This is a genomic window from Achromobacter xylosoxidans (assembly GCF_001457475.1).
Lineage (GTDB): Bacteria > Pseudomonadota > Gammaproteobacteria > Burkholderiales > Burkholderiaceae_B > Achromobacter > Achromobacter xylosoxidans.
The window spans coordinates 4,456,986-4,473,180 of record NZ_LN831029.1 but is presented as its reverse complement, the minus strand read 5'-3'; the positions used below and the strand labels follow the sequence as shown (position 1 = coordinate 4,473,180).

General features: G+C 63.8%; 13 protein-coding genes. 10 read left to right on the top strand and 3 right to left on the bottom strand.

Going from position 1 to position 16,195, the window contains the following annotated elements; genetic code table 11:
- Positions 1-10 precede the first annotated feature (10 nt).
- On the bottom strand, positions 11-1,057 hold the full coding sequence (locus AT699_RS20165) for a helix-turn-helix transcriptional regulator (protein WP_006384266.1): 1,047 nt from the start codon (positions 1,055-1,057) through the stop codon (positions 11-13).
- A 370-nt stretch (positions 1,058-1,427) separates the two neighbouring features.
- Here AT699_RS20165 and AT699_RS20160 point away from each other — a divergent pair, with 370 nt between their 5' ends.
- The 9 genes from AT699_RS20160 to AT699_RS20120 all read left to right on the top strand — a co-directional run bounded on the left by AT699_RS20160 (position 1,428) and on the right by AT699_RS20120 (position 12,322).
- Entirely contained in the window at positions 1,428-2,069 is a 642-nt protein-coding gene (locus tag AT699_RS20160; protein ID WP_006384264.1) for a WYL domain-containing protein, read from the top strand.
- A gap of 146 nt (positions 2,070-2,215) precedes the next feature.
- A complete protein-coding gene (locus tag AT699_RS31145) occupies positions 2,216-3,139 on the top strand; it encodes a dynamin family protein (RefSeq protein WP_158646891.1) in 924 nt (307 codons plus the stop codon).
- The gene (locus tag AT699_RS20150) at positions 3,136-5,391 is read left to right on the top strand and encodes a dynamin family protein (protein WP_024069629.1); all 2,256 of its coding nucleotides are present in this window, start codon (positions 3,136-3,138) and stop codon (positions 5,389-5,391) included. Before AT699_RS31145 ends, AT699_RS20150 begins: the two co-directional genes overlap by 4 nt.
- A gap of 16 nt (positions 5,392-5,407) precedes the next feature.
- Positions 5,408-5,905: a hypothetical protein gene (locus tag AT699_RS20145; protein ID WP_127913720.1), complete on the top strand. Its 498-nt coding sequence runs from the start codon at positions 5,408-5,410 to the stop codon at positions 5,903-5,905.
- 3 nt (positions 5,906-5,908) lie between these two features.
- Positions 5,909-9,187 carry an ATP-binding protein gene (locus AT699_RS20140; protein ID WP_006384260.1) on the top strand — a complete coding sequence of 1,093 codons (3,279 nt, stop codon included), beginning with the start codon at positions 5,909-5,911 and terminating at the stop codon, positions 9,185-9,187.
- Positions 9,184-9,786, top strand: a complete 603-nt coding sequence (locus AT699_RS31140) for an HNH/ENDO VII family nuclease (protein ID WP_006384259.1) — start codon at positions 9,184-9,186, stop codon at positions 9,784-9,786. Before AT699_RS20140 ends, AT699_RS31140 begins: the two co-directional genes overlap by 4 nt.
- A complete protein-coding gene (locus AT699_RS20130; RefSeq protein WP_006384258.1) occupies positions 9,783-10,190 on the top strand; it encodes an SMI1/KNR4 family protein in 408 nt (135 codons plus the stop codon). The genes AT699_RS31140 and AT699_RS20130 overlap by 4 nt, the downstream gene beginning before the upstream one ends.
- 266 nt (positions 10,191-10,456) lie before the next feature.
- Positions 10,457-11,266 carry a DinB family protein gene (locus AT699_RS20125; RefSeq protein WP_024069628.1) on the top strand — a complete coding sequence of 270 codons (810 nt, stop codon included), beginning with the start codon at positions 10,457-10,459 and terminating at the stop codon, positions 11,264-11,266.
- Between the two features lie 108 nt (positions 11,267-11,374).
- Positions 11,375-12,322, top strand: a complete 948-nt coding sequence (locus AT699_RS20120; RefSeq protein WP_024069627.1) for a Dyp-type peroxidase — start codon at positions 11,375-11,377, stop codon at positions 12,320-12,322.
- Positions 12,323-12,328: 6 nt separating this feature from the next.
- Here the strand turns inward: AT699_RS20120 and AT699_RS20115 are convergent, their stop codons facing one another.
- Both AT699_RS20115 and AT699_RS20110 read right to left on the bottom strand, forming a co-directional pair.
- A complete protein-coding gene (locus AT699_RS20115; protein ID WP_020928567.1) occupies positions 12,329-12,775 on the bottom strand; it encodes an SRPBCC family protein in 447 nt (148 codons plus the stop codon).
- Between the two features lie 97 nt (positions 12,776-12,872).
- The gene (locus AT699_RS20110; protein WP_024069626.1) at positions 12,873-14,588 is read right to left on the bottom strand and encodes an NAD(P)H dependent flavin oxidoreductase family protein; all 1,716 of its coding nucleotides are present in this window, start codon (positions 14,586-14,588) and stop codon (positions 12,873-12,875) included.
- A gap of 81 nt (positions 14,589-14,669) precedes the next feature.
- On the opposite strand from AT699_RS20110, the gene pdxR reads away from it, so the two are divergent.
- Entirely contained in the window at positions 14,670-16,172 is a 1,503-nt protein-coding gene (gene pdxR, locus AT699_RS20105) for a MocR-like pyridoxine biosynthesis transcription factor PdxR (protein WP_024069625.1), read from the top strand.
- Positions 16,173-16,195: the final 23 nt, after the last annotated feature.

Sequence of the window (16,195 nt, the reverse complement as noted above, 5' to 3'; positions counted from 1 at the left end):
TTTCCGCGGGTCAGGTATAGCGTTCGACCAGTCGTCGGGCGTTGTCGGCAAAGCTGGTCCGGACCGACTCGGGTTGCAGGACCTCGATGGAGCAGCCGTAACCATGCAGCAGTTGCCATAACATGGTCGAAGGCTTCACTGTCGCCCGCAATACAAATCCGCCGTCGCATTCCTGCATGCGCTGATCCTGCGCCAGCCAGAATTCGCGCAGCGGATGACGGCGGGGGCGGCCATCCTCCATCAGGGGCTCATCAACCTTGAGTACGATTTCAATGTTCTCACTGCTGTGAAAATTGAGGGCGTCCTCCCGCCGTACGTAGTCCTCCAGGTCGAAAGAAGGATCCTCATCAGCGGCCTCGTCAAGTACTTGTACGTGGGATAAGCGGTCCATCCGGAAGAGAAATCGCCGCCCGGGACGTTGCGTTCCCCAGGCCACCATATACAAGACGCCGGCCCGGTCGACCATGGCCAGCGGCGTCATGACGTAGATCCGTTCGGCGGGCGCTTTCTCGCCGAATTGGGTGTTGCGAAACGACAGCTTTCGTCCGTAATACAGGGCTTCCGTGACGGGGCGGTACACGTCCGCGCTGAAACGGGGGAGCACGACCGGATGTGTGCCGTCGATGCGCAAGGTCTTGCGCGCCCAGCTGTGCGCACGGCCAGCGCCCGGATGTCCTTGGTGGGCGGCAAGAAAGCGCGTGGCATCCGCGAAGGTGTCGGCCAGATCCTCCAGTACGACCGTTGGCAGATGGCGGTCTGCCACTTGCTTTAGCGCACACATGGCCATCGCCATGTTGACATTCATGTTCTGGATATTGAATTCGCTGCGTCGAATCGTGCGATACCAACGGGTTGCCCGGGTTGCGCCGCGGAAACCCACGCTGTCGAGCTTGAGCAAGGTCCGGCGGATCTGGCGTGAATCCGGGACCGGCTGATGCATGCTGGCAAGTCGTTCGCGAATTTCCGACATCGATATGCCACCGTCTTCGGATTCTTCGTCTTCGATATAAGGAAGAATTCTCAACAGGCTGGCCAGCAGAAGTTGTTGTCTATCCATTTAAACCAATCACAAATCGGCATGCTGCGCGATTCTATCCCCGGTGCGGCCGAAATATGCGTGGGTCGCGCGTTCTAACGAACCCTCAGGGCGGCGAATTACTTTCGCTGCGACACGATATGTCGCAGCGGTTTTCCTTGAGGAAGGGTGGGTTGCCACGGTTGATCACGCTTTCTCTTGATTTGAAGTCAAGGGCATGGCCCAGGATGAGCGCAGGAGTGTTTTTCGTGGGGGGCGTCATTAATAATGCGGGTATTATTATCTGACGCATTCAGTTACTACCAGAAAACGCTATGCCTGAGTTACAGATTGGCTTCGTGGCACAACTTCCCTGTTCTGTCGGACTTGCGGCGCCCCCGTATTCCGTCCGATGACCACGCGCCCCAAAAATCTGGCCACGTTGCGCATGGCCCTGGATTTGATTCAGCGCATCCCCCATCACCGAAAAATTACCGCGGTCGAGTTGCATCGGCAATTGCTGGCCGCGGGCCATATTCGTGATCTGCGCACGGTTCAACGGCAGCTGGAAATGTTGAGCGTGCATTTCGATGTCGAACGGGACGATCGAAACAAGCCGTTTGGATATCGCCGCAGATCCCGATATTCGAATGCCGTGGAGGCGGACAGCGAGTCGACGCCGCCATTGGCGTACACGGCGACAAACCCTCGCAGAAAAAACGTGTTGCATGCGGTCAGCGACGCCCTTGGTGCCGGGCGCTGGCTGGAATTGAGCTACGGCAAGGACGGCGCGCCCTCTTTGCCTGACAAGGTGGGGCCATTGGGGCTGACGCAGCACGGCGATGACGTTTTGCTGGTGTACAGCGTGCTGGCTCCAGTGCGCGTGGGCTGTCTGGCGCTGGACCGCATTGTCGCGGCACGCGTCACGAACATTCCCTTTGAACGCCCGGAGGGATTCCGGCTGCAACGCTTGGATGCAGAGGCGGTTGCGGACGTGGACGGTATGGAAACGATTGACGAGTGGGCTCAACCGGGTGTCTGTCATCAATGCTGAGTCGCAGGGGAGTACGAAGCGGTGCCCGCGCCGCGACGAGAGCAACAAAGGCGGCCGGCGGTCCGGGAACAAGAGAAAAAAAGACGGCGCTTCAAGTCGCTCCGTCGACGGCGAAGAAAGCGGCGCCGCGTTTTAATGTGCTGGTGATGGCGACGGTCAGCGCTGGCAAGAGCTCGCTGATCAATGCCCTGATCGGCCGCGAATTACTGCATTCGGCGAATGAGGCGACCACGGCGTGCGTGGCTTCCATTGAGCATCGCCCTGGCCAAAGCGGGTTTCATGGACGCTGCCTGTCGAGTACGGGGCGCGAACTGGTTCGTCACGACGACGTTTCCGCTGATCAGATTCGGAGCTGGAATGGCGACGCTCACGTACGCCGGATAGATCTGAGCGGCCCTTTTCGCAGTTCCAGGGGCCTGGCCAACCGGTTGGTATTGCTCGATACGCCGGGCCCAAACAACAGTATGGACGCCGACCACGAAAAACGCGTGTTCGACGCCTGGCGCAAGATCCCGGTCCAGTTCGTGCTCTACGTGTTGGATATCGGCCAGCTCACGACTGCGGACAACAAGGCGTTGTTGCTCAAGCTGCGTCGGCGGATCAAGGCCCGGCCCGGCCTGCGCATCGCGTTCGTTCTCAACAAGGTTGACTTGCTTGACCGAGAGCGTGGCGAAGACCTGCAAGCCTATGTGGCGCAGGCTCGCGCTTTTCTGGAAGAGGCCGGCTTTGCTGAGCCGATGGTCATTCCCACCATGGCGGCCGCTGCCCTCTACGCCACCATGGCCCGGCATGACGAGCCGCTGACCCGGGGGCAGCGCGCCAGGCTGCGGCAGGCCTTGCAGGCTATGGAAGACCACGAACAAGGACTGGTGTCAGCCGCGATCGTCCCGGCAGCGGTGCGGCGGCGCGTGCTCAAGGATCTGTCCGAACTCGAGCCGATCCGCCCGGCCCTGTCTGGCGGCGACCAGGCGCTTGCCACCGAAAACTGGCAGCGCTTGGTTTGCATGAGCGGCATCAGAACCATCGAACACCTGATCAAACATCAACGCAATGCCTACGAAAAATCATGAACTGCATCGATATCACCCATAATCCATTTATCGTTGAGACGACCTTCCTGATCAACGGCGAAGTGCCGGCCGAAGGCTGCAAATTATCGAGTTATCGCGAAAGCCGCCTTCAGACCTGGATAGAGCGGCTGTTTGACGAGTTGAGCCAACTCTTCAATGGCGATGACCGGTTCAAGGTCAGCTTCAAGGGCGTGGAATCGGATTATCTGGATGTCGCGGAGGCCGCGCAGGCAGCCAGGAACCGGGGCATGCAGGTGGAGCTTGATTGGGTTCGCACCGAGCATACTGAAGTACGGTTGGAAAAGATCCGCGAACTCGTGGACGAAGCGCTATCGCACCCGAAGCTGCAGTCCTACTTCAACGACAACGCCGATGCGAAAGCCGCATTGGACGAGGCGCTCGGCAACGACTTCGATGTCTGTGTCGTCGCCACCATGTCTGCGGGCAAATCGACGTTGATCAACGCGATGCTGGGCCGCGATTTGCTGCCCGCCGCGAACGAGGCGACGACGGCCACGATCGCCCGGATCGTTCATAACGGCGACCTCGGGGAACGCTTCAGCGCCGCCCGCATTACCCGTGATGGAGAGCGGGCGGAAGCTTCCGAGCAGGCCGGGCTTGAGTTGATTCAGCGGTGGAACCGGATGGAGGATACGGCCACGATCGAGCTCGAGGGGGCGATTCCGGCCGTCCGGGACCGCGACAATGTACGTCTGGTGCTGACCGATACCCCCGGGCCGAACAACAGCCAGGATGAGAATCACGAGCGAGTCACCATGGGTTTCATCCAGGATTCGCGGCGCAATCCGCTGATCCTGTATGTCCTGAACGCCAGCCAGCTGAGCATTGACGATGACCGCAATCTGCTCGAATTGGTCGGCCAGGCAATGCGCAAGGGCGGTAAACAAAGCAAGGATCGTTTCATCTTCGTGGTCAACAAGATGGACGTGTTTGATCCCGAAAAGGGCGAGGATCCGAAAGAAATTCTGGAACGGGTGAAACAGTACCTGGTGAGCAACGGCATCCAGAATCCCTTGGTCTATCCGGTATCCGCGAATCTGACGCGCCTGATTCGCAAGCCTGGCGATCTGCATTCACGCAAGGAACGAGGCGATTACAGCGCCATGGCGGAGCTGTTTGACCTGGAGCCTTGCATGAATATGCTCCAGTACATGCCATTGACGTCCCGGGTCAGCATGGCGTTGGCCGACAAGCAGTATTCGCGTCTGTTGCTCAGCAGCGGCCTGCCGGCAGTGGAGACAATGATCGACGAATACATCGACAAATACAGCTTGCCCCATCGAGCCAAACGCGCCAGCGAGGCGCTGAGCCGGATCATTGAAATGGGCCTGAACGAGGCGGACCTGGCCGACCAGCTGAATACGGACGAGCGCGCGCTGAAAAAGCTCAATGATGAGCTGGAAGGCTTGCAGCAGCGGCGCGCGCGGGGATCCGATGTGGACGCATATGTCGAGGAATTGCGCTCGAGCGAGAAGAGCCTGCCGTCACGCGCGATCGAAACCATTGTCGAACTGGAAACCGAGATGAATGCGTCGATTCGCAAGGTGTCGGATGGCTTCTCCGGAAAGAGCGAATTGTCCAAGGCGAAAGCCAGGGTGGAGCAAGCGGCTTCCCAGCTTCGTTTCGAGTACAACAGGCTCACCAATATGTATCAGAGCGCATTCGAGGCCAGCCAGAAATACGTGGCCGAAGAATTGCAGAAGGCGTACCAGGAATACGTTCTCGAGATCTTCCAAGACTATGAGGAGCTTGAGTTTCCGGCCATGGAGAACCTTCGGAGAAGCGTTGCCGATATCTCCTTGAATCTGGACATACGCAAGGCCGAGGTCGAGCGGGAGCAAGTGGTGGTCGGGTACCGGAAAGTCAGCACGAGCCGGTGGTACAACCCGTTTTCATGGGGCGACGAGAAGTCCGTGCCTGTCTTCGGTGACGAAGAATTCGTCGATCTCGCGAAGGTGTGGAAGAGCAGGCAAACCCAGGTGCAAGCGGAGTTCACCAACCTGAGCCTGGCCGAGGTCGCGCGGATTAACGCGGGCAGGGATCAGTTGGTCGACCAGTTCCTGGCATTCATGGCCGACGAGTTCGACCAAAGGTTCAACGAATTGGTGGAATCCGTGAGGGACAAGGCGCGTGACCGCGATGCCCGCGAGCGGGCCGTGGAAGAAGGCAGGGCGTTGCGCGCATGGATTGCCACATTCAAAAACAGGCTCGAAGCCACGCTGGCGGTCTGAAACGGAGCATATGAGCATGACGACGAATTTCATTCCATCCGACAATCTCAAGAACTACGTCGAAGCGGGCGACTTGAATTCGGCGCGTTCGGCGCTGGTCATGGAGCTCGATGACGCCGAGCTTGAGGCAGCCGACCTGCGCGCCGCGCAAGCCTGGGCGGCCAGCCGCGTGGCCGGCCTGTACGAGGCATACGCCGAATCCGCCTTCGCACGCGCAATTGACCGTGAAGAAGACCATTGGAAGGTCGAATATTTCGATACGCAGATGGTGTATTTGAAGATGAACTTCTGCGAGGCGCGTTTTTTGCATCTGATTGCCGTTCGCCAGAAGTTACGGGATGCCAGCGTGGGAGGGTTTCAGGCCAAGGCCGCGCCCGAGGATGTTTCGCGCGGCAACCATCACCCTGCGGCGTCGCCTTCGAAATCGGCACTGCCTCCGGCGGTGCGCGCGCTCTTGATCGTCGGCGGCGCTGCCGCTGCGCTGGCGTTGTTTCTGACCATGTGGGGGAAATAGGCCGTGAACGCAGTCATTCCAAACGCCGTCGCATTGCAACACGTCCGTGAGAACGCGGCCCAGACGCTGGATGCCGCGCGCGTGCTGATCAACCGCAGCTATTTGTCCGAGCTGCAGCATTACGCCGTTCGGCCGTATTCGAGCGCGACGCCTGCGTTCAAGTCCGCCGCCGATCTGCGGATATTCCGCATTGATCGCATCGTACAGAATAACAAGCAGTCCGTCCTGGAAAGCACCACCGCTGCCTATACCGCGTTGGGCGCGGCGGGCCATGCCGTGTTCCTGCTGCTGCGGTCGGACGGTGTCGAGACGGAGGTCTATATCGGTAGCCGGGGTAAATCCGGCAAGATGCTGGGGCACAACGCCGGCGAGCTGCTGCGCGAAACGTTCCGGGGGCATTTCAGCGGCAGTGCGCTGCAGGCGCTGAACCAGCAGGCGGTGGACAGTCTGCTCGACGGGGTTGCGTCGAGCAAGGACGACCCTTCTTCCAGCGTTACCGCGGTCACCGGGGTTCCCGCCTTGTCCAGCGTGGATCGGGAGCAGTTTGCGCAAGGGTTGGAGCGGTTTATCGACGCCGCCGAGCAACGGGTGTATCAAGCGATCATTCTGGCCGAACCCATTGCCTTGCAGGATCTGGACCTGATCCGGACCGGCTATGAGCAGGTTGCCACGCAGCTGTCGCCATTGCTTACGCAACAACTCGCCTTTGGTGTCCAGGAAAGCGACAGTATCGGCTTCAGCATCAGCCAGGGGTTGAGCGAATCGCTCGGTCATAGTCTTGGCTTGACCTGCACGACAGGTCAATCGCAGACGCGCGGTACGTCGACCACGGAGACCACGGGCAGTTCCAGGACTTCCAGTTCACAAACCGCAGCCTCGAAGACCGGCAGCATCATTGGTGCCTCGGCAGGCGTGCTGGCCGGTTCATTCTTCGGTCCCTTGGGGGTGGTGATTGGCAGTCAGGTGGGAGCGGCGATCGGTACTGTCCTCAGTGAGCAGGAGTCGACAGGTACGAGTCGCTCCCAGGCGGAAGGCCGCAGCGAGAGTCACACTGATTCCTGGGGGGAGTCGAGGGCGAAGACGGAATCCGTCACCCACTCGACCAGCCGTACGGACTCGCGTTCGGCGAACCGCACGACCGGCGCCAATCGTCAGGTTTCGATCGACTTGACCGACAAGAGCATCGAGCAGTTGCTCGGGCGGATAGACCATCATTTGATGCGTATCGACGAGGCCAAGACGTACGGCGGTTGGAACTCGGCCGCCTATTTCATCGGCGATAGCACCGCCTCTTCCGAGGCCTTGGCCAGCCTGTTCCTGGGGCTGATCCGCGGCAGTAAATCCAGCCACGAGGACTTTGCCCTGACCACCTGGAACTCGGCGCGAAAGTCGGCGGCACTGGATTGGTTGGCCGCGGTCAGCCATCCGCAGCTCGATCATCATTTCTCGAAGCGTATTCCGATCCCGTACGTTACTCCGGCGACCCTGGTGTCGGGACGGGAATTGGCGATTCAGCTGAGCCTGCCACGCCGATCCACGTCTACCGTGGCGGTAGTGGAAACACAGGCTTTCGGCCGCAAGGTCCAGTATGTGGATGGCCGGCGAGCCGTTCCTGCCGGCAAGGGCACGCGTACGTTGAAGCTGGGACAGATGCGCCACCTCTGGGAGAATCTTCCGCAAAGCATCACTCTTGCGTTGGACCAGTTGACGAGCCACGTCTTTGTCAGCGGATCGACGGGCGCAGGCAAGAGCAACACGATGTATCAGATTCTCAGCCAGATCGAGGCCAATGAAATCCCGTTCCTGGTCATCGAACCGGCCAAGGGCGAGTACAAGCACGTATTCGGCCACAATTCCCGCGTCAGGGTGTATGGCACGAATCCCGCGCACTCCGAACTGTTGCGCATCAATCCATTCCGCTTTCCTGAGGCCATTCATGTGCTCGAGCACGTGGATCGCCTGATCGAGATTTTCAGTGTCTGCTGGCCCATGTACGCGGCAATGCCGGCGGTATTGAAAGAGGCTCTGCTGCTTGCCTACGAGCAGTGTGGCTGGGATCTGGAACTGTCCGTCAATCCTGGCTACGCGGATCTATATCCGAGTTTCGGTGATCTGCTTGCCACGCTGCACAGCGTGATCGATGCGTCGGTCTATTCACAGGAAGTGAAAGGCAACTATATCGGCTCGTTGACGACCCGGGTCCAATCCCTGACCAATGGCCTGAATGGCCGGATCTTCGCCGCCGACGAGATTGATGCCGACGATCTGTTCGAACGTTCCGCCATTGTCGATCTGAGCCGTGTCGGTTCCGCGGAGACCAAGGCTTTGATCATGGGCGTCCTGGTCATGCGCTTGAATGAACACCGGATGGCGAAAGGAGGCATGAACCAACCCCTGCGCCACGTTACGGTGCTTGAGGAGGCGCATCATCTTCTGAAGCGCGACCCCGTCGGCACGGGCGCCGAAGGCGCGGGCGTGGCAGGGAAATCGGTCGAAATGCTGACCAACGCCATCGCCGAAATGCGCACCTATGGGGAAGGATTCATCATTGTCGATCAGTCTCCCAACGCGGTCGATGTCGCGGCGATCCGTAATACGAACACCAAGATCATCATGCGCTTGCCCGACGAGGCGGACCGGCGTCTGATCGGCAAATCGGCCGGGCTGCGTGATGATCAACTGGAAGAGATTGCGCGCTTGCCCAAGGGCGTGGCCGTCGTGCACCAGAACGACTGGCTGGAGCCCGTGCTTTGCCAGGTGACGAAGTTCGAGGGCGAGACACGTCCCTATGCCTATGAGGTGCCGCGGCAAGCGGCTAGTTTCGCGCGCGAGATGTTCAATCACCAGGCGCTGCGCTTGTTATTGGCAAAACGGGTTCATGCGCCCTATCCGGTGGATCTGGGTGTTGTGGAGCGCGGCTTGCGTGGGCTGCCCCTGCGGGCGCCGGACAAGATTGCGGTGCATGACGTACTACGCATGTTTCGTCAGGGGGAAGCCATTGCCCTATGGCAGCCGCAAGCATTTGAAAGCCTGGCCCGCCTGGTCGTCAATGTGCTTGGATGCCGACCCGAGATACGCAAACTGATCGAAACAGCAGCGGATTATGAACAGCTGCAGGCGGGCTTGGACGCCATCGTCAGGGCGCTGGTCCGGCATGTGGAGGATGACCTTTGCTTGGCGATACAGCAGTGCGTGATGAAAGACTATAGCCTGCAACGCGACAGCCACCTGGAAATCTACGCCGCTTGGCGCACCAACATCGAAAACAGGAAATCAGCATGAATTTCGAACACCTGCGGGCCGTTGGAGGCGATGCCCCGTGCCGTCTGGCGCAGTTGGCCTGGGATATGCCAGGAAAATGCGTACTGATCGCGGAACTGGACCGGCCGATGGTGGTGACGCAAGACATGCGCCAGGATCTACCGCCGCTGAGCGATGAGCGACGGGACCGGCTTGAGAGCCTCGGCTACCCGGACACGATTCTGGACGCCATCGGTAGCGACGCCGAAGCCAATATTTATGAAAATGCGGATTTGAAACCAGAGACGGTCAATGGAAAGGACGTGTTGATCCGCGGTGATATCGATTATGACCGGGAGGATGCGTTCGGCAAGACCAATCTGGAAAGAATGCGGGATGGCCGTGCGCCGCTCGACGACGGCGGGAAACCCATAGAGCTTCACCATATAGGCCAGTCGCAGGATTCTCCCCTTGCCGAACTGACGGGTTCGGAGCATCGGGGCAACGGCAATGACAATATCCTGCACAATAAATTGAAGGAATCGGAGATCGATCGGGGAAATTTTGGCGACGAGCGTGGCGACCATTGGAAGGCGCGTGCCACGCAGATTGATAATCAACGTGATCGGGAAACGTCATGAACGAACTTACCGCGCTGGTCGAGCGCAACCATGCCACCATTCGTCCCGCCCGGGGCGAGGATATTCAGCAGCTGGGAGAGAGCCTGGGCTTCGCTCTGGCCGATGAATACGTCGATTATCTGTCCACGTTCGGCGTCATTGTGTTTGGCGCCACTGAAACCTACGGGTTGGGAGTTCCGCCGGACTATTACTTGAATGTGCGGAACATGTACGCCGATCTGAGCCGCGACGCGACTTATCCCAGGCTCGCGGTGCCGCTGGTCGATGCGGGTGACGGGCGCTACTACCTGTATGACAATGGCAGTCGACGAATCCTGTTGTGGGCGACACCCAATGGGGGCATCGTCCAGACCCTGAATGAAGGACTTGAAGCGTTTTTGGTCAAGCAGATCTTTCGTCCTTGACATGGCCCGTGCCGTGGCACGGCAGCACAAATTGGCGGATTGGCCGCGGTGTAACGCCGTCGCGGCAATTGCGCCGGCCGCAGGCTCATCTGCAGCGGGAGCAGGCCGGCCAACACTGAACGCAACGCACGGGAGCGCCATCATGTCTGCCACGGCCAGGCGCGGCGCCATCCCTGTCGGTTCGGCCGGTGCTCCGGCATCCTTCCGGTGTTGACGGTGCTCGGCTGGTAACGTATCGTTTTGCGCAGTTACCGGCCACCCCGCCCATGCATTCCCGTTTCGACCGATTCCGCGCCACCCCTCTCGGGCAGCAGCTCGAGGCCCTGATTGACGAGCCGGGCCGCTACCTCGAGTACGCGGCGCTGTCGCGGGTCGGCGTGGCCGCCGTCGCCGCCATCAGCGACGACGTCGAAACGATGTTCCCCGAAGTCGCGGCGGACACCACCGCGCGGCAGTTCTGCGGCGCGCTCGTGGCCGACCTGATGCGGCGCCATGGGCATGAGGTGGTGCAGGCGCGCGGCCGCGTGGCGGGCGCGATCTTCAGCTATGGCGCGGTGTTCAGCCCGCGGCCCGTGGCGCTGCCGTTCGCCGGGGTCATCGACGGGCTGGCGCGCATGCCGGACGCCGTGGCCAGCCTGATGGCGCGCGTGCCGGCGCCGTGGCGTACCCGCCGGCCCGACGGAACCGGGTTTTCGGCCACCGAACACGTCTGCCTCCTGCGCGGCCTGGATACCGTGTTCGTCCAGCGCATCGAGGCCATTCTCGCCGCGCCGCTGCCGCGCATCGATTCCGTCGACGGCAGCGCCCTGGCGGCCGAGCGCGATTACCAGGAGCAGGACCCGGACGCCGCGCTGGCCTCGTTCCGCCGCGGCCGGGCGCAGTTGTGCGCCTCGCTGCGCAAGCTGGACGCGACGGCGCTGGCGCGGTGCGGCCTGCGCGACGGCCTGCACCGCATGACGCTCGAACAGATCGTGCGCGAGCTGCTCGAGCACGACCGCACCCATTGCCAGGAACTGGAAGAACTGCTCGCCGAACTGGCCCCGCCGACCGCTCGTGGCGAACGCGGCGCCGCATGAGCCGCGGCGCCCGCCGCCACGCCCGTGCCGCGGGTCCGCGACCGCATCGGCTATATTGCCAGCGCCCCTTTTCTTTCTCGCGGGCCGCCGCCGGCCCCATCGAATCCCATGCCTGAAAAACCCGTAGAACCGCAAGCCGTCCTCAGCCCCAACGCCCGCTACGCGATCTTCATCGTCGCCACGCTGAACCCCGGCGCCGACAACGCCGCCGCCGTGCGCGCCTGGTGTGAAGACGTCGGCAACCTGGTGCGCACCGTCGGCACGCGCGCGGTGGCCGCCGACCTGTCCTGTGTCTGTGGCTTCGGCTCGGCCGCCTGGGACGCGCTGTTCGGCGCGCCGCGGCCCGCCGGCCTGCATCCGTTCCGCGAGATCGGCACGGGCGAGCGCGTCGCCGTGTCGACGCCGGGCGACATCCTGCTGCACATCCGCGCCGAAGCCATGGACGCCTGTTTCGAGCTGGCCACCTTGCTGGTGGCCGCGCTGGGCTCGGCGGCCACGGTGGTCGATGAAGTGCACGGCTTCCGCTACTTCGACCGGCGCGCCATCATCGGCTTCGTCGACGGCACCGAGAACCCGCAGGGGTTCGAACTGCCCGGCTACACCCTGATCGGCGACGAGGACGAAGCCTTCGCCGGCGGCAGCTACGTGCTGGTGCAGAAGTATCTGCACGACATGAGCGCCTGGGAAAAGCTGTCCACCGAACAGCAGGAACTCATCATCGGCCGCCGCAAGCTCACCAACGTCGAGCTGCCCGACGACGTCAAGCCGTCGTACTCGCACAGCGCCCTGACCACGCTGGAAGAAGATGGCCAGGAGATCAAGATCCTGCGCGACAACATGCCGTTCGGCCGCGCCGGCGCCGGCGAATTCGGCACCTATTTCATCGGCTACGCGCGTTCGCCCAAGCCGATCGAACAGATGCTCGAGAACATGTTCGTGGGTCGTCCTGCCGGCAACTACGACCGCCTGCTCGACTACAGCCGCGCCGTCACCGGCAGCCTGTTCTTCGTGCCGTCGGCCGAGCTGCTGGACGAGCTGGCCGAACGCGCAGGCTGATCGGCCTCAGTCGGGGATCTGCGGCTCGACCAGCCGCATCAGCTGGGCCAGCGATTCCTGCCAGCCCAGGTAGCACATCTCCGTCGGGATCACCGCGGGGATGTTCTCCTGCACCACGGTCATCTCCGTGCCGCAGGACACCTTGCGCAAGGTGATCGTGGTCTGCATGCGGCCCGGCAGGTTCGGGTCGTCGAACTCGTCGGTGTAGCGGATCTTCTCGCCCGGCACCAGTTCCAGGTATTCGCCGCCGAAGCCGTGGGCGTGGCCGGTGCCGAAATTGCGGAACGCCATGCGGTGCCTGCCGCCGACCTTGGCATCAAGCTCGAAGACCTCGCAGGTGAAGCCATACGGGGGCAGCCAGCGCACGACCGCGTCCGGCTCGAGGAAGGCGCGGTAAACGGTGTCGGGTGATGCGCGCAGGACGCGATGCAGGGTAACAGTGCCAGTCGTCATGATGAATCCGCCTTTGAAGGAAGTGGTGCGTATCGGGACGACGTATGAGCTTGGGGCGGATCGACAGGCCCGGCATTGGGACAAACCCTGAGTCCGGTCAAGCAGCCGCGTCCGCCATCTCCCGCAACAGCACGTCCTCGTAGAACGCGCCGATCGGCAGCGTCCGGTCGCGCACCTGGATCTCCAGCACCCAGATGCCGTCGGCCGGCACGAATTCGGCCTGCGCCAGCCGGTGCCGGCCGTACAGCGCGTGCGGAAAATCCGCCACCCGGTGGCCCGGCACCTCGCGCACCAGCTCGCAGCCATAGTCGCGCGCGTAGGCCTCGGCGCGGTCGTACAGGGCCGCGCCGGTCAGCCCGCGCAGCCAGTCCTCGCGGGTGCGCCGGAACACCTGGCGCGCGGCTTCGGCGCAGCGCCGGCGGTCGGCATCCGCGCCCAGCACGAAGGTGTCGCCATAGTCGCCCTCGTAGCCGTCCCAGACCGGGCCGATGTCCACCACGAACACGTCATCGTCGCGCAGCCGGCGCTGGAAGTCGGTAGGCTGCACCGCCGGCGACTGCGAGTCGGGGCCGAAGCGCACGTAGGTCGGATGCCAGTTGTGCGACGCGCCCATGCGGCGCAGGTGGGCATCGGCCGCCGTGACCGCCTCGCGCGTGGTCATGCCGGGCCGCAGCAGCGCGGCAATCTCGCGCACCGCCTCGCGCGACCGACGGCGGGCGTCGAGGATGCCGTCCAGGCTGAAGCGCTGGCCGACCTGTTCCCACGGGTGGGCCGGGGCCGGCGCGACGCGCGTGGCGGGCCGATCCCGCGCCGGCACGAAGGCCTCGGACACGAAGCGGTCCGGGGGCAGGCCGGCCGCGCACAACCGATCACGCGCCGCGCGCACCATGGCCGGGTTGCCGCAGGCGTAGGCCACCGTGCGCGGCCAGTCGTGGTCCGCGGCCAGGGCGGCGTCCTGCACGTGCCAGGCGGGCGCGGCGGATGCCCGCGATAGCACCGCCTGCCATTGGAACCCGCTGTGCTTGCCTTGCAGCGCGTTGAGCAGCGGGCCCGCGTAGCAGTCGTCCTCGTCGCGGCCGCCCCAGTAGAGCGTGACGCGCCTGATGCGCGGGTCCTGCAATGCCGCCATCATGATCGCGTGGACGCCGGCATAGCCGGTGCCGGTGGCCAGCAGCACCAGCTCCTGGACCGCCTCGGCCCAGCCCCGCGCCGGCCAGACGCAGGCGCCGTGCGGGCCCGCCAGGGTGAGCGTGTCGCCGGGCATCAGGCGCGGCAGCACCCGTTCGGTGAAACCGCCGCCGGGCATGCGCCGGATGTGGAATTCGAGCCGGGCGGGGCCGGCCGCGGCCGGCACGCTGGCGATGGAGAACGGGCGCTCGCCGCCATCTTCCATCAGGAAGCGCACATGCTGCCCGGCCTGCCAGGTGAAGGCACCGGCGGCGTCGTGGGGCGCCACGATCAGCCGGGTCACGTCGGCGGTCAGCGGCACCCGCGACAGCACCGTCACCGGGTAGTGGCGCGCCGGTTGCGCCGGCGCCTGCCAGTGCGCAAAGCGCAGCGCCAGGTCGCCGGTCGCCCGGCACTGGCACATCAGCAATTCGTCGGCGGCGGTGACATAGGTGCGCTCGGTGGGCGGCGCGATGCGGGCGTAGGCGCCGCCGGCCACCTGGGCCCGGCATGAACCGCACTCGCCGCGCTGACAGGAAAACGGCACGGCCACGCCCTGGGCCAGCGCGGCTTCCAGGATCGAGGTGCTGCCATCGCTGGTGAAGCGGCCGTGCTCGAGGATAATGGCGTGGGCGGGCGTGGACATGGCGCGATTCCGGTGGCGTGCCCCGGGGGGCGATGGGGGCAATGTAGCGATAGAATGGCTCGATGAAATAGGGCCATTTTCATGAACCAGACCAAGCCACTTTCGCGCGATACCCGCCAGGAGGCCAGCCTGGACCTGCCGGTCGATCCGCCGCGCCCGGACGAATCCAAGCAGTCCTGGGTGTACCGGCAGATCCGCGAGCGCATCCTGCGCGGCGTCCTGCCCTCGGGCGGGCGGCTGCCGTCCACCCGCAGCCTGGCGGCGCGCTGGCATGTTGCCCGTTCCACCGTCGAGGCCGCCTACGACCAGTTGCGCGGCGAAGGCTATACCGCCGGCGCGGTCGGGTCCGGCACCTATGTGGCGGCGGTCATCCCGGACAATTTCTTTCGCCACGGACTGCCGGGCGATACGGCCACGGCACCCGCTGCCGCCACGCGCGGCGCGCCGCGCTCGGCCCCGCGGGATGCCGACCGTTCGGTTCCTCCCTTGCGGCACGAACCGCCTTTCACCGCGCGCGGCGCCGACGCCTCGCTGTTTCCTATGGCGGCCTGGCGCCAGGGCCTGCTGGCCAGCGCCCGGCGGGTGACGGCGGCGCAACTGGCGCGCGAGGATCCGCAGGGCTGGTATCCCCTGCGCGAACAGATCGCGCGCTATCTCGGCGCGGCGCGCGGCATTGCCTGCGATGCCGACCAGGTGGTGGTGCTGACCGGCATCCGCGACGGCCTCGATCTCAGCGGGCGCCTTCTGCTCACGCCGCGCGACAAGGTGCTGGTGGAAGACCCCGGCTACCTCAACGCCATGCCGCTGTTCAGCCAGTACACGCGGCGCGTGGTGCCGGTGGCCATCGACCAGCACGGCTTTTCGGTGGCGCGCGCCCGCCGCCATCGCGGCGTCAGGCTGGTGCATGTGACGCCGGCGCACCAGTCGCCCACCGGCGTCACCATGCCGGTGTCGCGCCGCCTGGAGCTGCTGGACTGGGCCGAGCAGGCCGGTTGCTGGATCCTGGACGACGACTACGACAGCGAATTCAACTACGACGGGGCGCCGCTGGCGGCCCTGAAAAGCCTGGACCGCGCCGACCGCGTGATCCACTGCGGCAGCTTCAACAAGACCCTGTTCAACGCCCTGCGCATCGGCTACGCGGTGCTGCCCCGGCCGCTGGTGGCGGACTTCGCCCGCGCCCGCTACCTGACGGGCCGCTCCGGCAGCATCGTCGAGCAGATGACGCTGGCGGCGTTCCTGGAGAACGGCGGCTTCGCGCGCCACGTGCGGCGGGCGCGGCCGGTCTATGCGCAGCGGCGCGATCGGGTGCTGCGCATGTTGCGCCAGGCGGTGGGCGCGGCGCCGCTGCAAGTCAGCGGCGAACATGCGGGCTTTCACCTGGTGTGGTGGCCGCCGCCCGGCATCGACGTGGCGGCATTGCTGGCGCGGGCGCGCACGCTGGGCGTGGGGCTGCAGCCGGTCGCGGAATTCTGTCGGCGCGTGTCCTGGCCGGCGGGCGTGGTGATCGGCTACAGCGCGCGCCAGGAGGCGGAACTGGACAGCCTGGAGGCGCTGCTGCGGGAAGTCGCGGGCGTTTCGTAGCAAAATGCGGCATGGCGGCGCCG